This is a genomic window from Streptomyces sp. NBC_00442, assembly GCF_036014195.1.
Classification (GTDB): Bacteria; Actinomycetota; Actinomycetes; order Streptomycetales; family Streptomycetaceae; genus Streptomyces.
The window spans coordinates 1,053,015-1,068,348 of sequence record NZ_CP107918.1; the positions used below are offsets into that span (position 1 = coordinate 1,053,015).

Genomic DNA, 15,334 nt, shown 5'->3' on the forward strand with positions numbered 1-15,334 from the left:
CAGTGTCTTGCGGCCTGGCACGGGGTGCCATACGTTGATGTTGTCCGGGTGGCCGGCGCACGGAGAAACCTCGTACGCCGGCTGTCCCACACCCGCCGCTACCGGCGAGTGAGCCCGGACGCCTGCGTCACAGGCAACCTCCCGCGCCCACCAGGCGCTGCCGTACTTGAACGACCACACCGCCGAACCGACGGCACACCTCCACAGCACCACCCCCGAAGACCCTCAACGCCCGCCATGGGCGCTTCGCCGGAGGCAACACCGTGAAGGAAATCCTGGACGCGATCCAGTCGCCGGAGTCCACCTCCGCCGACTTCGCCGCTCTGCCGCTCCCCGACTCCTACCGCGCGATCACCGTGCACAAGGACGAGGCGGAGATGTTCGCCGGGCTCACCACCCGCGACAAGGACCCCCGCAAGTCGATCCACCTGGACGAGGTGCCGATCCCCGAGCTCGGTCCGGGTGAGGCCCTGGTGGCCGTGATGGCCTCCTCGGTCAACTACAACTCGGTCTGGACCTCGATCTTCGAGCCGGTGTCGACCTTCAGCTTCCTGGAGCGCTACGGCCGGCTCAGCGATCTCACCAAGCGCCACGACCTGCCGTACCACATCATCGGCTCCGACCTCGCGGGCGTCGTGCTGCGCACCGGCCCCGGCGTCAACGCCTGGCAGCCGGGCGACGAGGTCGTCGCGCACTGCCTGAGCGTCGAGCTGGAGAGCTCCGACGGCCACAACGACACCATGCTCGACCCGGAGCAGCGCATCTGGGGCTTCGAGACCAACTTCGGCGGCCTCGCCGAGATCGCCCTCGTCAAGTCCAACCAACTCATGCCCAAGCCACGGCACTTGAGCTGGGAGGAGGCGGCGGCGCCCGGTCTGGTCAACTCGACCGCGTACCGCCAGCTGGTCTCCCGCAACGGCGCCGGCATGAAGCAGGGCGACAACGTCCTGATCTGGGGCGCCTCCGGCGGACTCGGCTCGTACGCCACGCAGTTCGCGCTCGCGGGCGGCGCCAACCCGATCTGTGTCGTCTCCAGCCCCGAGAAGGCCGACATCTGCCGCGCCATGGGCGCGGAGGCGGTCATCGACCGCAACGCCGAGGGCTACAAGTTCTGGAAGGACGAGCAGACCCAGGACCCCAAGGAGTGGAAGCGCTTCGGCAAGCGCATCCGCGAGTTCACCGGCGGCGAGGACATCGACATCGTCTTCGAGCACCCCGGCCGCGAGACCTTCGGCGCCTCGGTCTACGTCACGCGCAAGGGCGGCACCATCACCACCTGCGCCTCGACCTCGGGCTACATGCACGAGTACGACAACCGCTACCTGTGGATGTCCCTGAAGCGCATCATCGGTTCGCACTTCGCCAACTACCGCGAGGCGTGGGAGGCCAACCGGCTGGTCGCCAAGGGCAAGATCCACCCGACGCTCTCCAAGGTGTACTCCCTGGAGGACACCGGGCAGGCCGCCTACGACGTGCACCGCAACCGGCACCAGGGCAAGGTCGGCGTGCTCGCGCTCTCGCCCCGCGAGGGCCTCGGCGTCAGCGACCCCGAGCTGCGCGAGAAGCACCTCGACGCCATCAACCGCTTCCGCAACGTCTGAGGTCCGGGAAGTCACATGACAGAGCGTCAGAAGGATCGGCCGTGGCTCATGCGGACGTATGCCGGTCACTCGACCGCCGAGGCGTCCAACGAGCTCTACCGCAACAACCTGGCCAAGGGTCAGACGGGTCTGTCGGTCGCGTTCGACCTTCCGACGCAGACCGGATACGACCCCGACCACATCCTCGCCCGCGGCGAGGTGGGCCGGGTCGGGGTCCCGGTCTCCCACCTCGGTGACATGAGGCGCCTGTTCCAGGACATCCCCCTGGAGCAGATGAACACCTCCATGACGATCAACGCCACCGCGATGTGGCTGCTCGCCATGTACCAGGTGGTCGCCGAGGAGCAGGGCGCGGACATCACCAAGCTCCAGGGCACCACCCAGAACGACATCGTGAAGGAGTACCTCTCGCGCGGGACGCACGTCTTCCCGCCGGGTCCTTCGCTGCGCCTGACGACGGACATGATCTGCTACACCGTCAACAACATCCCCAAGTGGAACCCGATCAACATCTGCAGCTACCACCTGCAGGAGGCGGGAGCCACCCCGGTCCAGGAGATCGCGTACGCGATGTCCACCGCGATCGCCGTCCTCGACTCGGTCTTCGCGTCGGGGCAGATCCCCGAGGACCGCAAGGGCGACGTGGTGGCCCGCATCTCCTTCTTCGTGAACGCGGGCGTGCGCTTCATCGAGGAGATGTGCAAGATGCGCGCCTTCGGCCGCATCTGGGACAAGATCACGCGGGAGCGGTACGGGATCGAGGACGCCAAGCAGCGGCGCTTCCGCTACGGCGTCCAGGTCAACTCGCTGGGCCTGACCGAGGCCCAGCCGGAGAACAACGTCCAGCGGATCGTGCTCGAAATGCTGGCCGTGACCCTGTCGAAGGACGCCCGCGCCCGCGCCGTCCAACTCCCCGCCTGGAACGAGGCGTTGGGGCTTCCGCGGCCCTGGGACCAGCAGTGGTCGCTGCGCATCCAGCAGGTTCTGGCGCACGAGAGCGACCTGTTGGAGTACGAGGACATCTTCGAGGGCTCGCACGTCATCGAGGCCAAGGTGGACTCGCTGGTCCAGGAGTGTCTGGCCGAGATCGACCGGATCCAGGAGATGGGCGGGGCGCTGGCCGCCGTCGAGTCGGGCTACCTCAAGTCGCAGCTCGTCTCCTCGCACGCCGAGCGGCGGGCCCGTATCGAGGGCGGCGAGGAGAAGATCGTCGGCGTCAACTGCTACGAGGCGACCGAGCCGAGCCCGCTCACCGCCGACCTGGACGGCGCGATCATGACGGTCGACCCGGCCGTCGAGGCCCGCGTCGTCGCCTCGCTCAAGAACTGGCGCGACACCCGCTACCAGCCGCCCTTCAACCACCCGCGGCCCTGCAAGGCCCTGGAGAAGCTGAAGGCGGCCGCCGAGGGCACCGGCAACCTCATGGAGGCCACCTTGGAGTGCGTGCGCTCCGGCGTCACCACCGGCGAGTGGTCCGAGGCGCTGCGCGAGGTGTTCGGCGAGTTCCGGGCGCCCACGGGCGTGTCGTCGGCGCCGGTCGCCGTCACCGCCGAGGCGGGCACTCCGATGGCCGTGGTTCGTGAGAAGGTCGCGCGGACCGCCTCGGACCTGGGCTCGGGCCGGCTGCGTCTCCTGGTCGGCAAGCCGGGCCTGGACGGGCACTCCAACGGGGCCGAGCAGATCGCGGTGCGTGCGCGGGACGCCGGCTTCGAGGTGGTCTACCAGGGCATCCGGCTGACTCCGGAACAGATCGTGAGCGCCGCCCTCGCCGAGGACGTGCACTGTGTCGGCCTGTCCATCCTGTCCGGCTCGCACGCCGAACTCGTGCCGGACGTCCTGGTGCGTCTGCGCGAGGCGGGCGCGGGCGACATCCCGGTGATCGCCGGAGGGATCATTCCGCCCGCGGACGCCGAAGCATTGCGCACGGCGGGCGTGGCCGCCGTCTTCACACCCAAGGACTTCGGTATCACGGAGATCATCGGCCGTATCGTCGACGAGATCCGGAAAGCGAACAAGCTCGACCCGTTGGAGGTCCCCGCATGAGCTCCCACCCGTCTCCCACCGCCACCCTGCCTGGCGGCCCCTCTTCCTCCCTCACCCCGGTCAACCGGCTCCGCCCCCGCCGCTCCTGCCTCGCGGTCCCCGGGTCGAACCCGCGCTTCCTGGAGAAGGCCCAGGGCCTGCCCGCCGACCAGGTCTTCCTCGACCTGGAGGACGCCTGCGCCCCGCTGGCGAAGCCGGAGGCCCGGCACACCATCGTCAAGTTCCTCAACGAGGGCGACTGGACGGGCAAGACACGCGTGGTGCGCGTGAACGACTGGACGACCGAGTGGACGTACCGCGACGTCGTGACCGTCGTCGAGGGCGCGGGCCAGAACCTCGACTGCATCATGCTGCCGAAGGTGCAGAGCGCCGACCAGGTCGTCGCGCTCGACCTGCTGCTCACCCAGATCGAGAAGACGATGGGCTTCGAGGTCGGCAAGATCGGCATCGAGGCGCAGATCGAGAACGCACGCGGCCTGAACAACGTCAACGCGATCGCCGAGGCGTCGCCGCGCACCGAGACGATCATCTTCGGGCCCGCCGATTTCATGGCGTCGATCAACATGAAGTCGCTGGTCGTGGGCGAGCAGCCGCCGGGCTACGGCGCCGACGCCTACCACTACATCCTGATGAAGATCCTCATGGCGGCCCGTGCCAACGACCTCCAGGCGATCGACGGCCCCTACCTCCAGATCCGCAATGTGGACGGCTACCGCGACGTGGCCAAGCGCGCGGCCGCCCTCGGCTTCGACGGCAAGTGGGTGCTGCACCCCGGTCAGGTCGAGGCGTCGAACGAGATCTTCTCGCCGTCGCAGGAGGACTTCGACCACGCCGAGATGATCCTCGACGCCTATGAGTGGTGCACCTCCGAGGCGGGCGGCAAGAAGGGCTCCGCGATGCTCGGCGACGAGATGATCGACGAGGCCAGCCGCAAGATGGCCCTGGTCATCTCCGGCAAGGGCCGGGCCGCAGGCATGAAGCGCACCACGACGTTCGAAGCCCCGGAGGCGTGATCATGCAGTTCGGCCGGACCTATGAGGAGTTCGAAGTCGGCGCCGTCTACAAGCACTGGCCCGGAAAGACGGTCACCGAGTACGACGACCACCTCTTCTGTCTGCTCACCATGAACCACCACCCGCTCCACATGGACACCAACTACGCGGAGAAGACGACCGACTTCGGCAAGAACGTCGTCGTGGGCAACTACATCTACTCGCTGCTCCTCGGCATGAGCGTGCCGGACGTCTCCGGCAAGGCGATCGCCAACCTGGAGATCGAGTCGCTCAGGCACGTGGCGCCGACCTTCCACGGCGACACCCTCTACGGCGAGACGACGGTGCTCGACAAGACGCCGTCGAAGTCGAAGTCGGACCGCGGGATCGTCTACGTCGAGACCAAGGGCTACAAGCAGGACGGCACCCTGGTCTGCGTCTTCCGCCGCAAGGTGATGGTGCCGACCGAGACGTACATCAAGGAGCGCGGCGGCGAGCAGCCCGGCCGCCCTGAGCTGGTCGAGCCCGCGAAGAAGACCGCCCCGACGACCGCCCAGAAGCCCGTCGAGAAGTCGGAGAAGTAGCCATGGCCCGTCTCGCGCAGACCGCCGGTCTGACCGACGTCCAGCAGGAAATCCTGTCCACCGTACGGGACTTCGTCGACAAGGAGATCATTCCGGTCGCGACCCGGCTGGAGCACAAGGACGAGTACCCGACGCAGATCGTCGAGGGGCTCAAGGAGCTGGGCCTGTTCGGCCTGATGATTCCCGAGGAGTACGGCGGCCTCGGGGAGTCGCTGCTCACCTACGCGCTGTGCGTGGAGGAGATAGCGCGTGGCTGGATGTCGGTGTCCGGCATCATCAACACGCACTTCATCGTGGCGTACATGCTCAAGCAGCACGGCACGCAGGAGCAGAAGGACACCTTCCTGCCGCGGATGGCGCTCGGCGAGGTGCGCGGCGCCTTCTCCATGTCGGAGCCGGCGCTCGGCTCGGACGTGTCGGCGATCACGTCCAAGGGCGTCAAGGACGGCGAGGAGTACGTCCTCAATGGCCAGAAGATGTGGCTGACCAACGGCGGAACGTCGTCCCTGGTGGCCGTCCTGTGCCGGAGTGACGAAGGACACCCCGAGGGCACGGCGCCGCACAAGTCGATGACGACGTTCCTGGTCGAGAAGGAGCCCGGCTTCGGCGAGGTCCGGCCCGGCCTGACCATCCCCGGCAAGATCGACAAGATGGGTTACAAGGGCGTCGACACGACCGAACTCATCATGGACGGGCTGCGCATTCCGGCCAATCGCGTCCTCGGCGGGACCACCGGCCGTGGTTTTTACCAAATGATGGACGGCGTCGAGGTCGGCCGGGTCAACGTCGCGGCACGTGGCTGTGGAGTCGCTCAGCGTGCATTTGAGTTGGGTGTCTCCTATGCCCAGCAAAGGCACACTTTCGGAAAGCCGATCGCCCAGCACCAGGCGATTCAGTTCAAGCTCGCCGAAATGGCTACCAAGGTCGAAGCGGCGCATGCGATGATGGTCAACGCAGCACGCAAAAAGGACTCCGGGGAACGAAACGACCTCGAAGCAGGGATGGCGAAGTACCTCGCCTCCGAGTACTGCAAGGAGGTGGTCGAAGACGCGTTCCGCATTCACGGCGGTTACGGCTTCTCCAAGGAGTACGAGATCGAGCGCCTGTACCGCGAGGCGCCGATGCTGCTCATCGGTGAAGGTACCGCCGAGATCCAGAAAATGATCATTGGGCGCCGACTTCTTGAGGAGTACCGGTTCCAGGGTTGATTGTCGCTTTTGAGTCGGTTCGGCCGCGAAGAACATCACACCCTGTCATCGCCTTCCGGCCGCCGACTCGGCTTCTGGCTTGCCCAGTTGCGGCTCGCAACCGATACCATCGCCGGTAAACCTGCCGCCGTCCCCCGTTGCCAGCGCGGCATCATCCGCTACGAAGGTCATCCATGCCCCACAGCCAAACCTCTGCACCACGCGACGGCTTCCTCAACGGACGCCTTGCTCGCGGAGCATCGCCGTGGCTTCTGCCGACCGTCGCCACCGCAGCCATCAGCCTCGCCCGCTCCCGCCGTTCCAAGGGCGCCGCGATCGTGGCCGTGCCCACCACCGCGCTCGCGGCGGGCATGCTGTGGTTCTTCCGCGATCCCGAGCGTGAGATCACGCAGGGGCGGGTCATTTCCCCCGCCGACGGTGTGGTGCAGAGCATCATGCCGTGGAAGGACGGGCGTACCCGCGTCGCGATCTTCATGAGCCCGTTGAACGTCCACGTCAACCGCGCGCCCCTCGCGGGCACGGTGACGTCGGTGGAGCACATCCCCGGTGGCTACGTTCCGGCGTTCAACAAGGAGAGCGAGAACAACGAGCGCGTCGTCTGGCACTTCGACACCGAGCTCGGTGACATCGAGATGATCCAGATCGCCGGCGCCGTCGCGCGCCGCATCGTGCCGTACGTGCCGCAGGGCACCAAGGTCGAGCAGGGTGAGCGCATCGGCCTGATCCGCTTCGGCTCGCGGGTCGACATCTACCTCCCCGAGGGTGTCGAGGTCGCGGTCGAGGTCGGGCAGGCGACCACCGCGGGGGTGACTCGAATTGACCGTGGTTGATCCCGAGACGCAGGCCGGCTGGGTCCCCGAGGCGGAGTCCGACGACGACGTCGAGGAGATGCCGCTGTCGCTGCGTCTGTCGATAGCGGACACCCTCACCCTCGGTAACGCCACGTGCGGCTTCATGGCGGTGTACTTCACCACCACCGGCATCCTCATCCCGCACCTCTCCGGCAGCCAGGAGACCGGCATGGCGCGGCACTCCGCCGCGACCGCCGTGATCCTGATGCTGCTCGCCGCGATCTTCGACCTCTGTGACGGTCTGGTCGCGCGCAAGCTGCGCAGCTCCCCGATGGGCGCCGAGCTGGACAACCTCTCGGACCTCATCAGCTTCGGGCTCGCCCCGGCCTACTTCGTGCTCGTGTACGGCATGGTCGCGGACGACGCCCACCAGCGGGTGGCGGCGGTGGCGGCGATCACCGTGCTGCTCGCCGTGGTGCTGAGACTCGCGCGCTTCTCGTGCGTGACGATGAAGGACGGCATGTTCCAGGGCATGCCGAGCCCGTTCGGCGCGCTGACGGTCGTCTCGATCGTGCTGCTGGAGCTGCCGTTCGTCCCGACGCTGCTCGCCGTCATAGGAGTCGCCTGGCTGATGGTGAGCCGGGTCGAGTACCCGAAGCCGCGGGGGATCCTCGCGGTGGCGATGCTCAGCTGGATCATCGGGGCGATGGGGCTGCTCGCGGCGTGGGCGTTCGACGCTCCCGGCGGTCAGATGCTGCTCCAGACCGGTTGTGCGCTGCAGATCGTCCTGGCCGCCACGATCCCCCTCTTCGCGACGGCCCGCCGAGTGAACACGTTCCGTGACAATCGGCGCGAGGCGCGGGCGGCGCAGCTGCCGTAGTCGCTCACACGGCTGAAAGGGGGCCCCGGGTTCTTGAACCCGGGGCCCCTTTTCGTATCCCCGCCGGCCGGGGCGGGCTCCCCGTCGCACGGGGCGGGCCTGTCGTCCGGCTGCGAGCGGAGGCCGCTTCTCGCGCAGTTCCCCGCGCCTCTAACCCCGCCTTCGTGTGCGGACCGTGCTCGCTTCTCGCGCAGTTCCCCGCGCCCCTTACGGGGCTCGGTGGAGGCATACCCAGCCTGTCATGGGGGTCCCCCCTGGCCCTCAAGGCCTTGGGGGAGATTGAGGACGAGCACCCTTCAGGTGGCGAACGGGGTCCGGGGCGGAGCCCCGGGGAGGGGGCGGTCAGTGGGTGCTCTCCGTCGGGCGGAGGCCGGCCGGGATCTTCGCCCAGGCGAGCACCGCCGCGGCCAGCGGCAGCGCCGCCGCCAGGAGGAACGTGGGGGTCATGCCCAGGGTGAACGCCGTCGAGGCCTTCTCCAGGAGCAGCGCGCCGCCCGGCCCGCCGATGGAGGAGGCCACGTGTGCCGCCTCACCGACCGAGTCGCGTACGGACGCGGTCGTGGGCCCGTCCAGAGCGAGATCCGGCAGGTGGCCGCGGTACAGCGCCGCCGCGACGCTGCCGAGGATGGCGACGCCCATCGCCGCGCCCAACTCGTAGCAGGTCTCCTCGACGGCTGCCGCGCCGCTGACGTGTTCCTTGGGCGCGGAGGCCATCAGGGTCACGGAGGCGGCGGTGGTGGCGATGCCGACACCGCAGCCGAGCACGCCGAGCGCCACGGCGACTCCGGGGTAGGCCAGCGGACCCGACTGCTGGAACAGCCAGGGCAGCGCGAGCCCCGCGGTCATTAGGAGCAGCCCGCCTCCGATGACGTGCCGGATCGGCAGGCGGTGCATGAGGACCGGGGTCACCAGGGACGTGACGACCAGGCCGAGCGGCGCCGGAAGCAGACGGACACCGGCCTCCAGGGGGCTGTAGCCCTGGCCGTACTGGAACCACTGGGTGACCAGGAACAGCGCGGAGCCGAGCGCGATCATTCCGAGGAAGATCGAGGCCGCGGCGATGCTGAAGGACCGGTTGGTGAAAAGCCGGACGTGGAAGAGCGGCTGGGCCAGGCGCAGCTGACGCCGTACGAAGACCGTGAGCGCGACCGCGGCCACCACCAGCAGCACCCAGGCCACCGGGTCGGCGGGGCCGCCCTTGCCCAGCTGCTTGATTCCGCCGGCCAGGGCGAGCATGCCGACCACGGACTGCCCCACGCCCCACCAGTCCCAGCGGCCCTCGCGGGGCTGTCGGGACTCGGGCAGGATCCAGGCGCCGAAGGCGATGATCACCAGGGCGACCGGCACGTTGAGCAGGAACGCGGACTGCCAGCCGTTCTGCTCGACGAGCAGCCCGCCGACGACGGGCCCGAGCGCCATGCCGCCGCCGAACACGGCCGCCCACACCGCGTACGCGAGGGCGCGCTCGCGGGCGTCGGTGAAGACGTCGCGCAGGATCGACAGGGTCGACGGCATGATGGCCGCGCCGCCGACGCCGAGCAGCGCGCGGGCGGCGATGACCTGCCAGGCCGCGGTGGCGAAGACCGCCATCAGGGAGGCGAGCGCGAAGATCGCGAAGCCGGCGAGCAGCAGGCGCTTGCGTCCCCAGCGGTCGCCGAGCGCGCCGGCCGTCACCAGCAGTCCGGAGAGCGCGAGCGCGTACACATCGATGATCCACAGCTGCTGTACGGAGCTGGGCTGAAGATCGCTCACCAGCGAGGGGAAGGCCACGTTGAGGATCGTGGTGTCCATCGCGATCAGCAGCAGGCTGCCGGACAGGATCGCGAGGACGAGCCAGCGCCGGGGATCGAGGGGCGGCGTGCCGAGGGGCGACGTCATGGAACACTCCAGTATCGAATGAGACATCAGTGTCTCACGAGAGGCGGGGGTGTGCACCTCGGTGCGTTCGCAAGGGGCGGCTTCCCGTCCAGGGAACGACAGAACGGCCCCCCTCGCTCGTCGCGAGGGGGGCCGTTCGGGTTGCCGGGATCTAGCGCAGGAAGTCGCCCGCGATGTTCTGGGCGACCCGTTCGAGCAGCGGGCCGGCGTTGGCCATGCAGCGGGCCGGGTCGGGCTCCAGGTCGGTGAGCGCGTAGGCGCGGCGGATGCCCGCCTCGCCGAGCTGGCCGGGCTGGAGCAGCAGGCGGCCGCAGACCGCGACGACCTCGATGCCCGCCGCGCGCGCGGCTGCCGCGACGCCCGCCGGGGCCTTGCCGTGCAGGGTCTGCTCGTCGAGCGAGCCCTCGCCCGTGATGACCAGGGTGGCCCCGGCGAGCGCGGGTGCGAAGCCGAGCACGTCGAGCATGACCTCGATGCCGGGACGGAACGTGGCGTCCAGGGCGACCAGCGCGCCGTAGCCGATGCCGCCGGCCGCGCCGGCGCCCGGGGCGAGCGCGGCCTCCGCGGCCTTCGCGCCGAGCACCCCTTCGAGGACCTTGGCGTAGTGGGCCAGCGCCGCGTCCAGGCTCGCCACGTCATCGGGCGATGCGCCCTTCTGCGGACCGTAGACCGCGGGTGCGCCCTTGGGGCCGGTCAGCGGGTTGTCGACGTCGCTGGCAAGGACGAGTTCCACGTCCTTGAAGCGGGCGTCGAGACCGGAGAGGTCGGCCGTCGCGAGGTCGGCGAGCGCGCCGCCGCCGGGGCCGACGGGCTCGCCCGCGGCGTCCAGGAAGCGGGCGCCCAGCGCGGCCAGCATGCCGGCCCCGCCGTCGGTCGTCGCGCTGCCGCCCACGCCGAACACGATGGTCCGTGCGCCCGCGTCGAGCGCGGCGAGCAGCAGCTCCCCCGACCCGTACGTGCTGGCGGTGGTCGCCGCGAAGACACCGTCGGGAAGGTGCTGGAGCCCGGAGGCCTCCGCCATCTCGACCACGGCCACGCCGTCGCGCACCGCGTACGCGGCGGTCACCGGGGTGCCGAGCGGTCCGGTGACCAGCGCCTCGCGGCGCTCGAATCCGGCCGCCACCGCGGCCGCCACCGTGCCGTCGCCGCCGTCCGCGACCGGCAGGGTGTCCACCCGCAGATCCGGGACGACCCGCCGCAGCCCGGCCGTCACCCGCTCGGCGACCTCTACGGCCGTGAGCGAGCCCTTGAACTTGTCCGCCGCTACGAGTACGCGGGCGGTCTCCAAAACTGCGCCGTCCGTCACCTTGCTATCCCTTGCTTTCGAACAGGCAGTCGCGCCGCTTCAGACCCTATCCGCCCGGCGCTCGCCTGCCCATAGCTGCCCGGACCCACGGGCGGCGCGCCACCCCACAAAATGGGCACATTGCCTACCATAGTGGGGCGCCATGAGCATGGATTCGATCGATCATTCCGGCTCCGGCACCCCGCCGGGCGATGCGCCCAGTGACCTCGACCCCTCGCCCGACCGCACCGTGATCACCATCGGTGTGCTCGCCGTGGCGGCCGCGGTGGCCTGGGCGGCCCTCGGCAAGAGCTCCTTCGACAGCGCCTCGTCGACCGCGCTCGCCTGGGTCCTGAACAACTTCGCCTGGCTCTTCGTGGTCGCCGCCGACACCTTCCTGGTGCTGTGCGTGGTCCTCGCCATCAGCCGGTACGGGCGGATCAGGCTGGGCGCCGACGACTCCGAGCCCGAGTTCACCAATCTGGCGTGGATCGCGATGATGTTCAGCGCCGGCATGGGCATCGGCCTGATGTTCTACGGGGTCGGCGAACCCCTCACCCATTTCCTCAGCCCTCCGCCGGCGACCGGTGCGCTGCCCGGCACGGGCGACGCCGCCCGCACCGCTCTGGAGTACTCCTTCTTCCACTGGACGCTCACCCCCTGGGCGATCTACGGCATCGCGGGCCTCGCGCTCGCGTACGCGGGCTTTCGCAAGCAGCGCGGCAACCGGCTCTCCTCCGCCTTCGTCCCCCTCATCGGCGCGCGGCGGGCCGAAGGACCGGCCGGCAAGTGCATCGATCTGCTGGCCGTCTTCGCGACCGTCTTCGGCACCGCGACCAGCCTGGGGCTCGGGGCGCTCCAGGTCGCCGAGGGACTCGACATCACTTCGGGCATCGGCAACTCACGGACGACCCAGCTCGTCATCATCGCCTCGCTGTCGGCGGCCTTCGTGCTCTCCGCCTTCTCGGGCCTCCACAAGGGCGTGAAGTGGCTGTCCACCATCAACATCGTGCTCGCGGCGGTGCTGATGCTGTTCGTCTTCCTGCTGGGTCCCACCGTCTACGTCCTGGACACGATCCCGGCTTCGATCGGCGGCTATCTCCACGATCTGCTCCCCATGGCGAGCCGCACGGGCGCGTTCACCGACCGCGCGTGGCTGGGTGCCTGGACGATCTTCTACTGGGCGTGGTGGCTGTCCTGGGCGCCGTTCGTCGGCACCTTCATCGCTCGTATCTCGCGGGGCCGCACGATCCGCGAGTTCCTCGTCGGGGTGCTGCTGGTGCCGAGCGGCGCGACCGTGATCTGGTTCTGCGTCATGGGCGGCACCGCGATCCGTCTCGAATCCACGGGCGCGGCCGACCTCGCCGGCACGGTGAAGGACGGCGCCGAGGCCTCGCTCTTCGCGATGCTGGACGCGCTGCCGATCGGCACCGTCACCTCGTACATCGCGATGGTCCTGGTCATGACGTACTTCATCACCAGCGCGGACTCGGCCTCCCTCGTGATGGGCTCGCTCACCAGCCGGGGCTCGCTGCACCCCCCGACATGGCTCGTGGTGATGTGGGGCGTTCTGATGGCGGCGGTCGCCGCGGTCCTGCTCGTCGCGGGCGGCCTCCAGTCCCTCCAGACGGCGACGATCCTGGTGGCGCTCCCCTTCGTCCTCGTGATGCTGGGTCTGTGCTGGTCGCTGGTGAAGGAGCTGCGCGAGGACCCCGGCGCGGGACCCTCGCGCCACGGAGCGCTGCACGGACTGCGCGACGCGGTACGGGCGATGGTGGGGGACGCGATCACCGAACAGAACCCCGCCCTGCACCACAGGCTGCGCCGGGCCGCCAAGTCCCGTACGGGCGACGATGGTTCGGGCCCGCCCCAGCTCTGACGTCACGAGCGGGGGCGCGCCGGCCCCGACGACACGGGCGGGGCATCGGGCCGGATCCCCGGCCCGGCGCCCGCTCCCGCTCCCAAGGAGCTTTTCAGGAAGTCCAGTTCCAGCGTGAGCAGGGTGTCCGCGACGCCTTCCCCGGTCACCATGTGCCCCACCCCCGGCAACAGCAGCACCCGGTGGGGCCGGCCTGCCGCGACCAATGCCGCCGAGAGACGCAGTGTGTGTGCGGGGGCCACATTCTCGTCGGCGAGTCCGTGGACGAGCATCAGAGGACGGGTCAGATTCCCGGCGACCGGCAGCAAGGAGCTGCGCTCGTAGTCGAGCGGCTCCAGATCCGGGTGGCCGAGGTAGCGCTCCTCCCAGTACGTGTCGTACAGGCGCCGGTCGGTCGGCGGCGCCCCCGCGACGGCCGCGTGGAACACGTCGGGACGGTGCAGCACGGCCCCGGCGGCGAGGTAGCCGCTGAACGACCAGCCGCGGATGCCCACGCGGCCCAGGTCCAGGGCGTCGCAGTGTTCGGCGGCGGCGTGCAGCCCGTCGATCTGGTCGTCGAGCACCGGGCCGAGCCGGTCACCCACGACGGCCCGCTGCCACCGCACCCCTCGCCCGGGGGTGCCGCGCCCGTCCGTGGCCAGCACCGCGAAGCCGTGCTCGGCGTACCACTGGCAGACCGCCGTGTGCCACCCGTTCGCCTTCGTCACGATCTGCATGCCGGGTCCGGCGTACGGGCTGAGCAGCACCGGGAGCCGGGGCATGCCCGGCTCGTACCAGGACGGCAGATGAAGTCGGCCGCGCAACTTCCGCTCCCCCAGCGGCAGATGGGCCGGCCGCGGGGTGACCAGGGGCTGCTGCGCCAGGACCGCGATCCTGCCTTGCGGCTCGCCGTCCCGCAGCACCGTCACCGTGTGCCCGTCCAGGGTTCTGCTGTCCACCACCAGGGTGTCGCCCCCGGCCGTGGCCGTATGCACCCCCGGGGTGTGCGTCAGCCGCTCGAAGCCGCGCCCGGCCTCGTACGCCCAGACGTGTTCCTCCGTCGGCTCCTCGCTCGCGGTGAACAGCACCCGTTCCCCCACCGAGCCGAGCACCGCACGGACGTGGAGCCCGGCCGGAGCGAGCACATCGCCGAGGCGGATGGTGCGCTCGTCGCCGCGGACCTCGGGCAGCACCAGCATCCCCGCCGCGGTGTGCAGCGGAGCGCCCGGAGGGTACTCGATCCAGTCCTCGTCCCTCTGCCGGGCCAGTGGCTCGACAGCGCCGGTCGCGGGGTCGGCCCGCAGGACCCACATCGTCTTCTGATCCCGGGTCTGAAGGCCGATGACGGGCCCCGCGCTCTGCCAGTCGGCACTGACGACGTACTCGAACGCGAGCCCCCAGCTGCCGGTCGGCGCGTCCTTCGCGGGCGCCCGGTGCGGCAGTTGTACGGGTGTGTGGCCGCCGGCGACCGTCATCAGGTGCAGCGAGGTGACCGCGTTGACCGTGCCGGCCGCCGGGTACGGGACCGACCGGGGCACCCGGCCGGGATCCGAGGGATCGCTCAGCCACCGGCGCTCCACCCCGGAGGTGTCGACCCGGGCGACGAGCAGCGCGTCGCCGTCCGGAGACCACCAGTGGCCGCGCGTTCTGCCGATGGACTCGACAGCGGTGTGGTCGGGCAGCCCGTAGGTGATGTCCGCGGACTCGGGTACGGCGAGCGGCCGGTCACCCGTTCCGTCGGTACCCACCACGCGCAGGGCGCCTCGGGCGACGTAGGCGATGAGGGTGCCGTCCGGGGACGGGCGGGGGTCCCTCACCGGGCCGGCCGTGGGGATGCGGCGCGGCGGGCCGCCGCCGTCCGTACGCACCGTCCACAGCGAGCCGTCGAGCAGGTGGGCCACGACCCGGACATCGCGGTCGGTCGCGTAGGCCGTCGTGGGCCCGGCCAGGATCCGCTCCTGACCGCCCTCGTACATCCACAGGTGGGCACGCGGATCGACGCCGGATTCCGAACGGAGGAACAGCACGCGGTCGCCGTCAGGGGAGACGGTGATGTCGCGGGGCACTCCGAGCGTGAAGCGGCGGGTCCTGGCGAACTGACGGGGAAAGCCATCGATGTCCATGATCGTCCATCTGTGCGGGTGCGGTGACACGAAAAAGGCTCCAGGTCGATGACCTGGAGCCTGAAGGGGGTGGGGGCGCGGTGGCCCCGTC

At 69.8% G+C, this 15,334-nt stretch carries 11 protein-coding genes; 8 read left to right on the plus strand and 3 right to left on the minus strand.

Features of this window, described 5'->3' with window-relative positions:
• The first annotated feature begins 263 nt into the window (after window positions 1–263).
• The 7 genes from ccrA to pssA all read left to right on the plus strand — a co-directional run bounded on the left by ccrA (window position 264) and on the right by pssA (window position 8,099).
• Window positions 264–1,601 carry a crotonyl-CoA carboxylase/reductase gene (ccrA, locus tag OG432_RS04825; RefSeq protein WP_328308054.1) on the plus strand — a complete coding sequence of 446 codons (1,338 nt, stop codon included), beginning with the start codon at window positions 264–266 and terminating at the stop codon, window positions 1,599–1,601.
• A 15-nt stretch (window positions 1,602–1,616) separates the two neighbouring features.
• On the plus strand, window positions 1,617–3,644 hold the full coding sequence (locus OG432_RS04830) for a protein meaA (RefSeq protein WP_328308056.1): 2,028 nt from the start codon (window positions 1,617–1,619) through the stop codon (window positions 3,642–3,644).
• Window positions 3,641–4,657, plus strand: a complete 1,017-nt coding sequence (locus tag OG432_RS04835) for an HpcH/HpaI aldolase/citrate lyase family protein (RefSeq protein WP_328308057.1) — start codon at window positions 3,641–3,643, stop codon at window positions 4,655–4,657. The genes OG432_RS04830 and OG432_RS04835 overlap by 4 nt, the downstream gene beginning before the upstream one ends.
• Before the next feature lie 2 nt (window positions 4,658–4,659).
• Complete coding sequence (locus OG432_RS04840; RefSeq protein ID WP_328308060.1) at window positions 4,660–5,220, plus strand: MaoC family dehydratase; 561 nt, start codon at window positions 4,660–4,662, stop codon at window positions 5,218–5,220.
• A gap of 2 nt (window positions 5,221–5,222) precedes the next feature.
• Entirely contained in the window at window positions 5,223–6,428 is a 1,206-nt protein-coding gene (locus OG432_RS04845; RefSeq protein ID WP_328308062.1) for an acyl-CoA dehydrogenase family protein, read from the plus strand.
• 173 nt (window positions 6,429–6,601) lie between these two features.
• On the plus strand, window positions 6,602–7,258 hold the full coding sequence (locus OG432_RS04850) for a phosphatidylserine decarboxylase (RefSeq protein ID WP_328308064.1): 657 nt from the start codon (window positions 6,602–6,604) through the stop codon (window positions 7,256–7,258).
• Window positions 7,245–8,099 (plus strand): CDP-diacylglycerol--serine O-phosphatidyltransferase, encoded by an 855-nt coding sequence (gene pssA / locus OG432_RS04855; protein ID WP_328308066.1) that lies wholly within the window; start codon window positions 7,245–7,247, stop codon window positions 8,097–8,099. Before OG432_RS04850 ends, pssA begins: the two co-directional genes overlap by 14 nt.
• A gap of 342 nt (window positions 8,100–8,441) precedes the next feature.
• Here pssA and OG432_RS04860 read toward each other — a convergent pair whose 3' ends face one another.
• Together OG432_RS04860 and OG432_RS04865 are read right to left on the minus strand one after the other, a co-directional pair.
• Window positions 8,442–9,977 (minus strand): MFS transporter, encoded by a 1,536-nt coding sequence (locus OG432_RS04860; RefSeq protein WP_328308068.1) that lies wholly within the window; start codon window positions 9,975–9,977, stop codon window positions 8,442–8,444.
• Between the two features lie 151 nt (window positions 9,978–10,128).
• Window positions 10,129–11,283 carry a glycerate kinase gene (locus tag OG432_RS04865; protein ID WP_328308070.1) on the minus strand — a complete coding sequence of 385 codons (1,155 nt, stop codon included), beginning with the start codon at window positions 11,281–11,283 and terminating at the stop codon, window positions 10,129–10,131.
• A 142-nt stretch (window positions 11,284–11,425) separates the two neighbouring features.
• Here OG432_RS04865 and OG432_RS04870 point away from each other — a divergent pair, with 142 nt between their 5' ends.
• Complete coding sequence (locus OG432_RS04870; RefSeq protein WP_328308072.1) at window positions 11,426–13,141, plus strand: BCCT family transporter; 1,716 nt, start codon at window positions 11,426–11,428, stop codon at window positions 13,139–13,141.
• Window positions 13,142–13,143: 2 nt separating this feature from the next.
• Here OG432_RS04870 and OG432_RS04875 read toward each other — a convergent pair whose 3' ends face one another.
• Window positions 13,144–15,243, minus strand: a complete 2,100-nt coding sequence (locus OG432_RS04875) for a S9 family peptidase (RefSeq protein WP_328308074.1) — start codon at window positions 15,241–15,243, stop codon at window positions 13,144–13,146.
• Window positions 15,244–15,334: the final 91 nt, after the last annotated feature.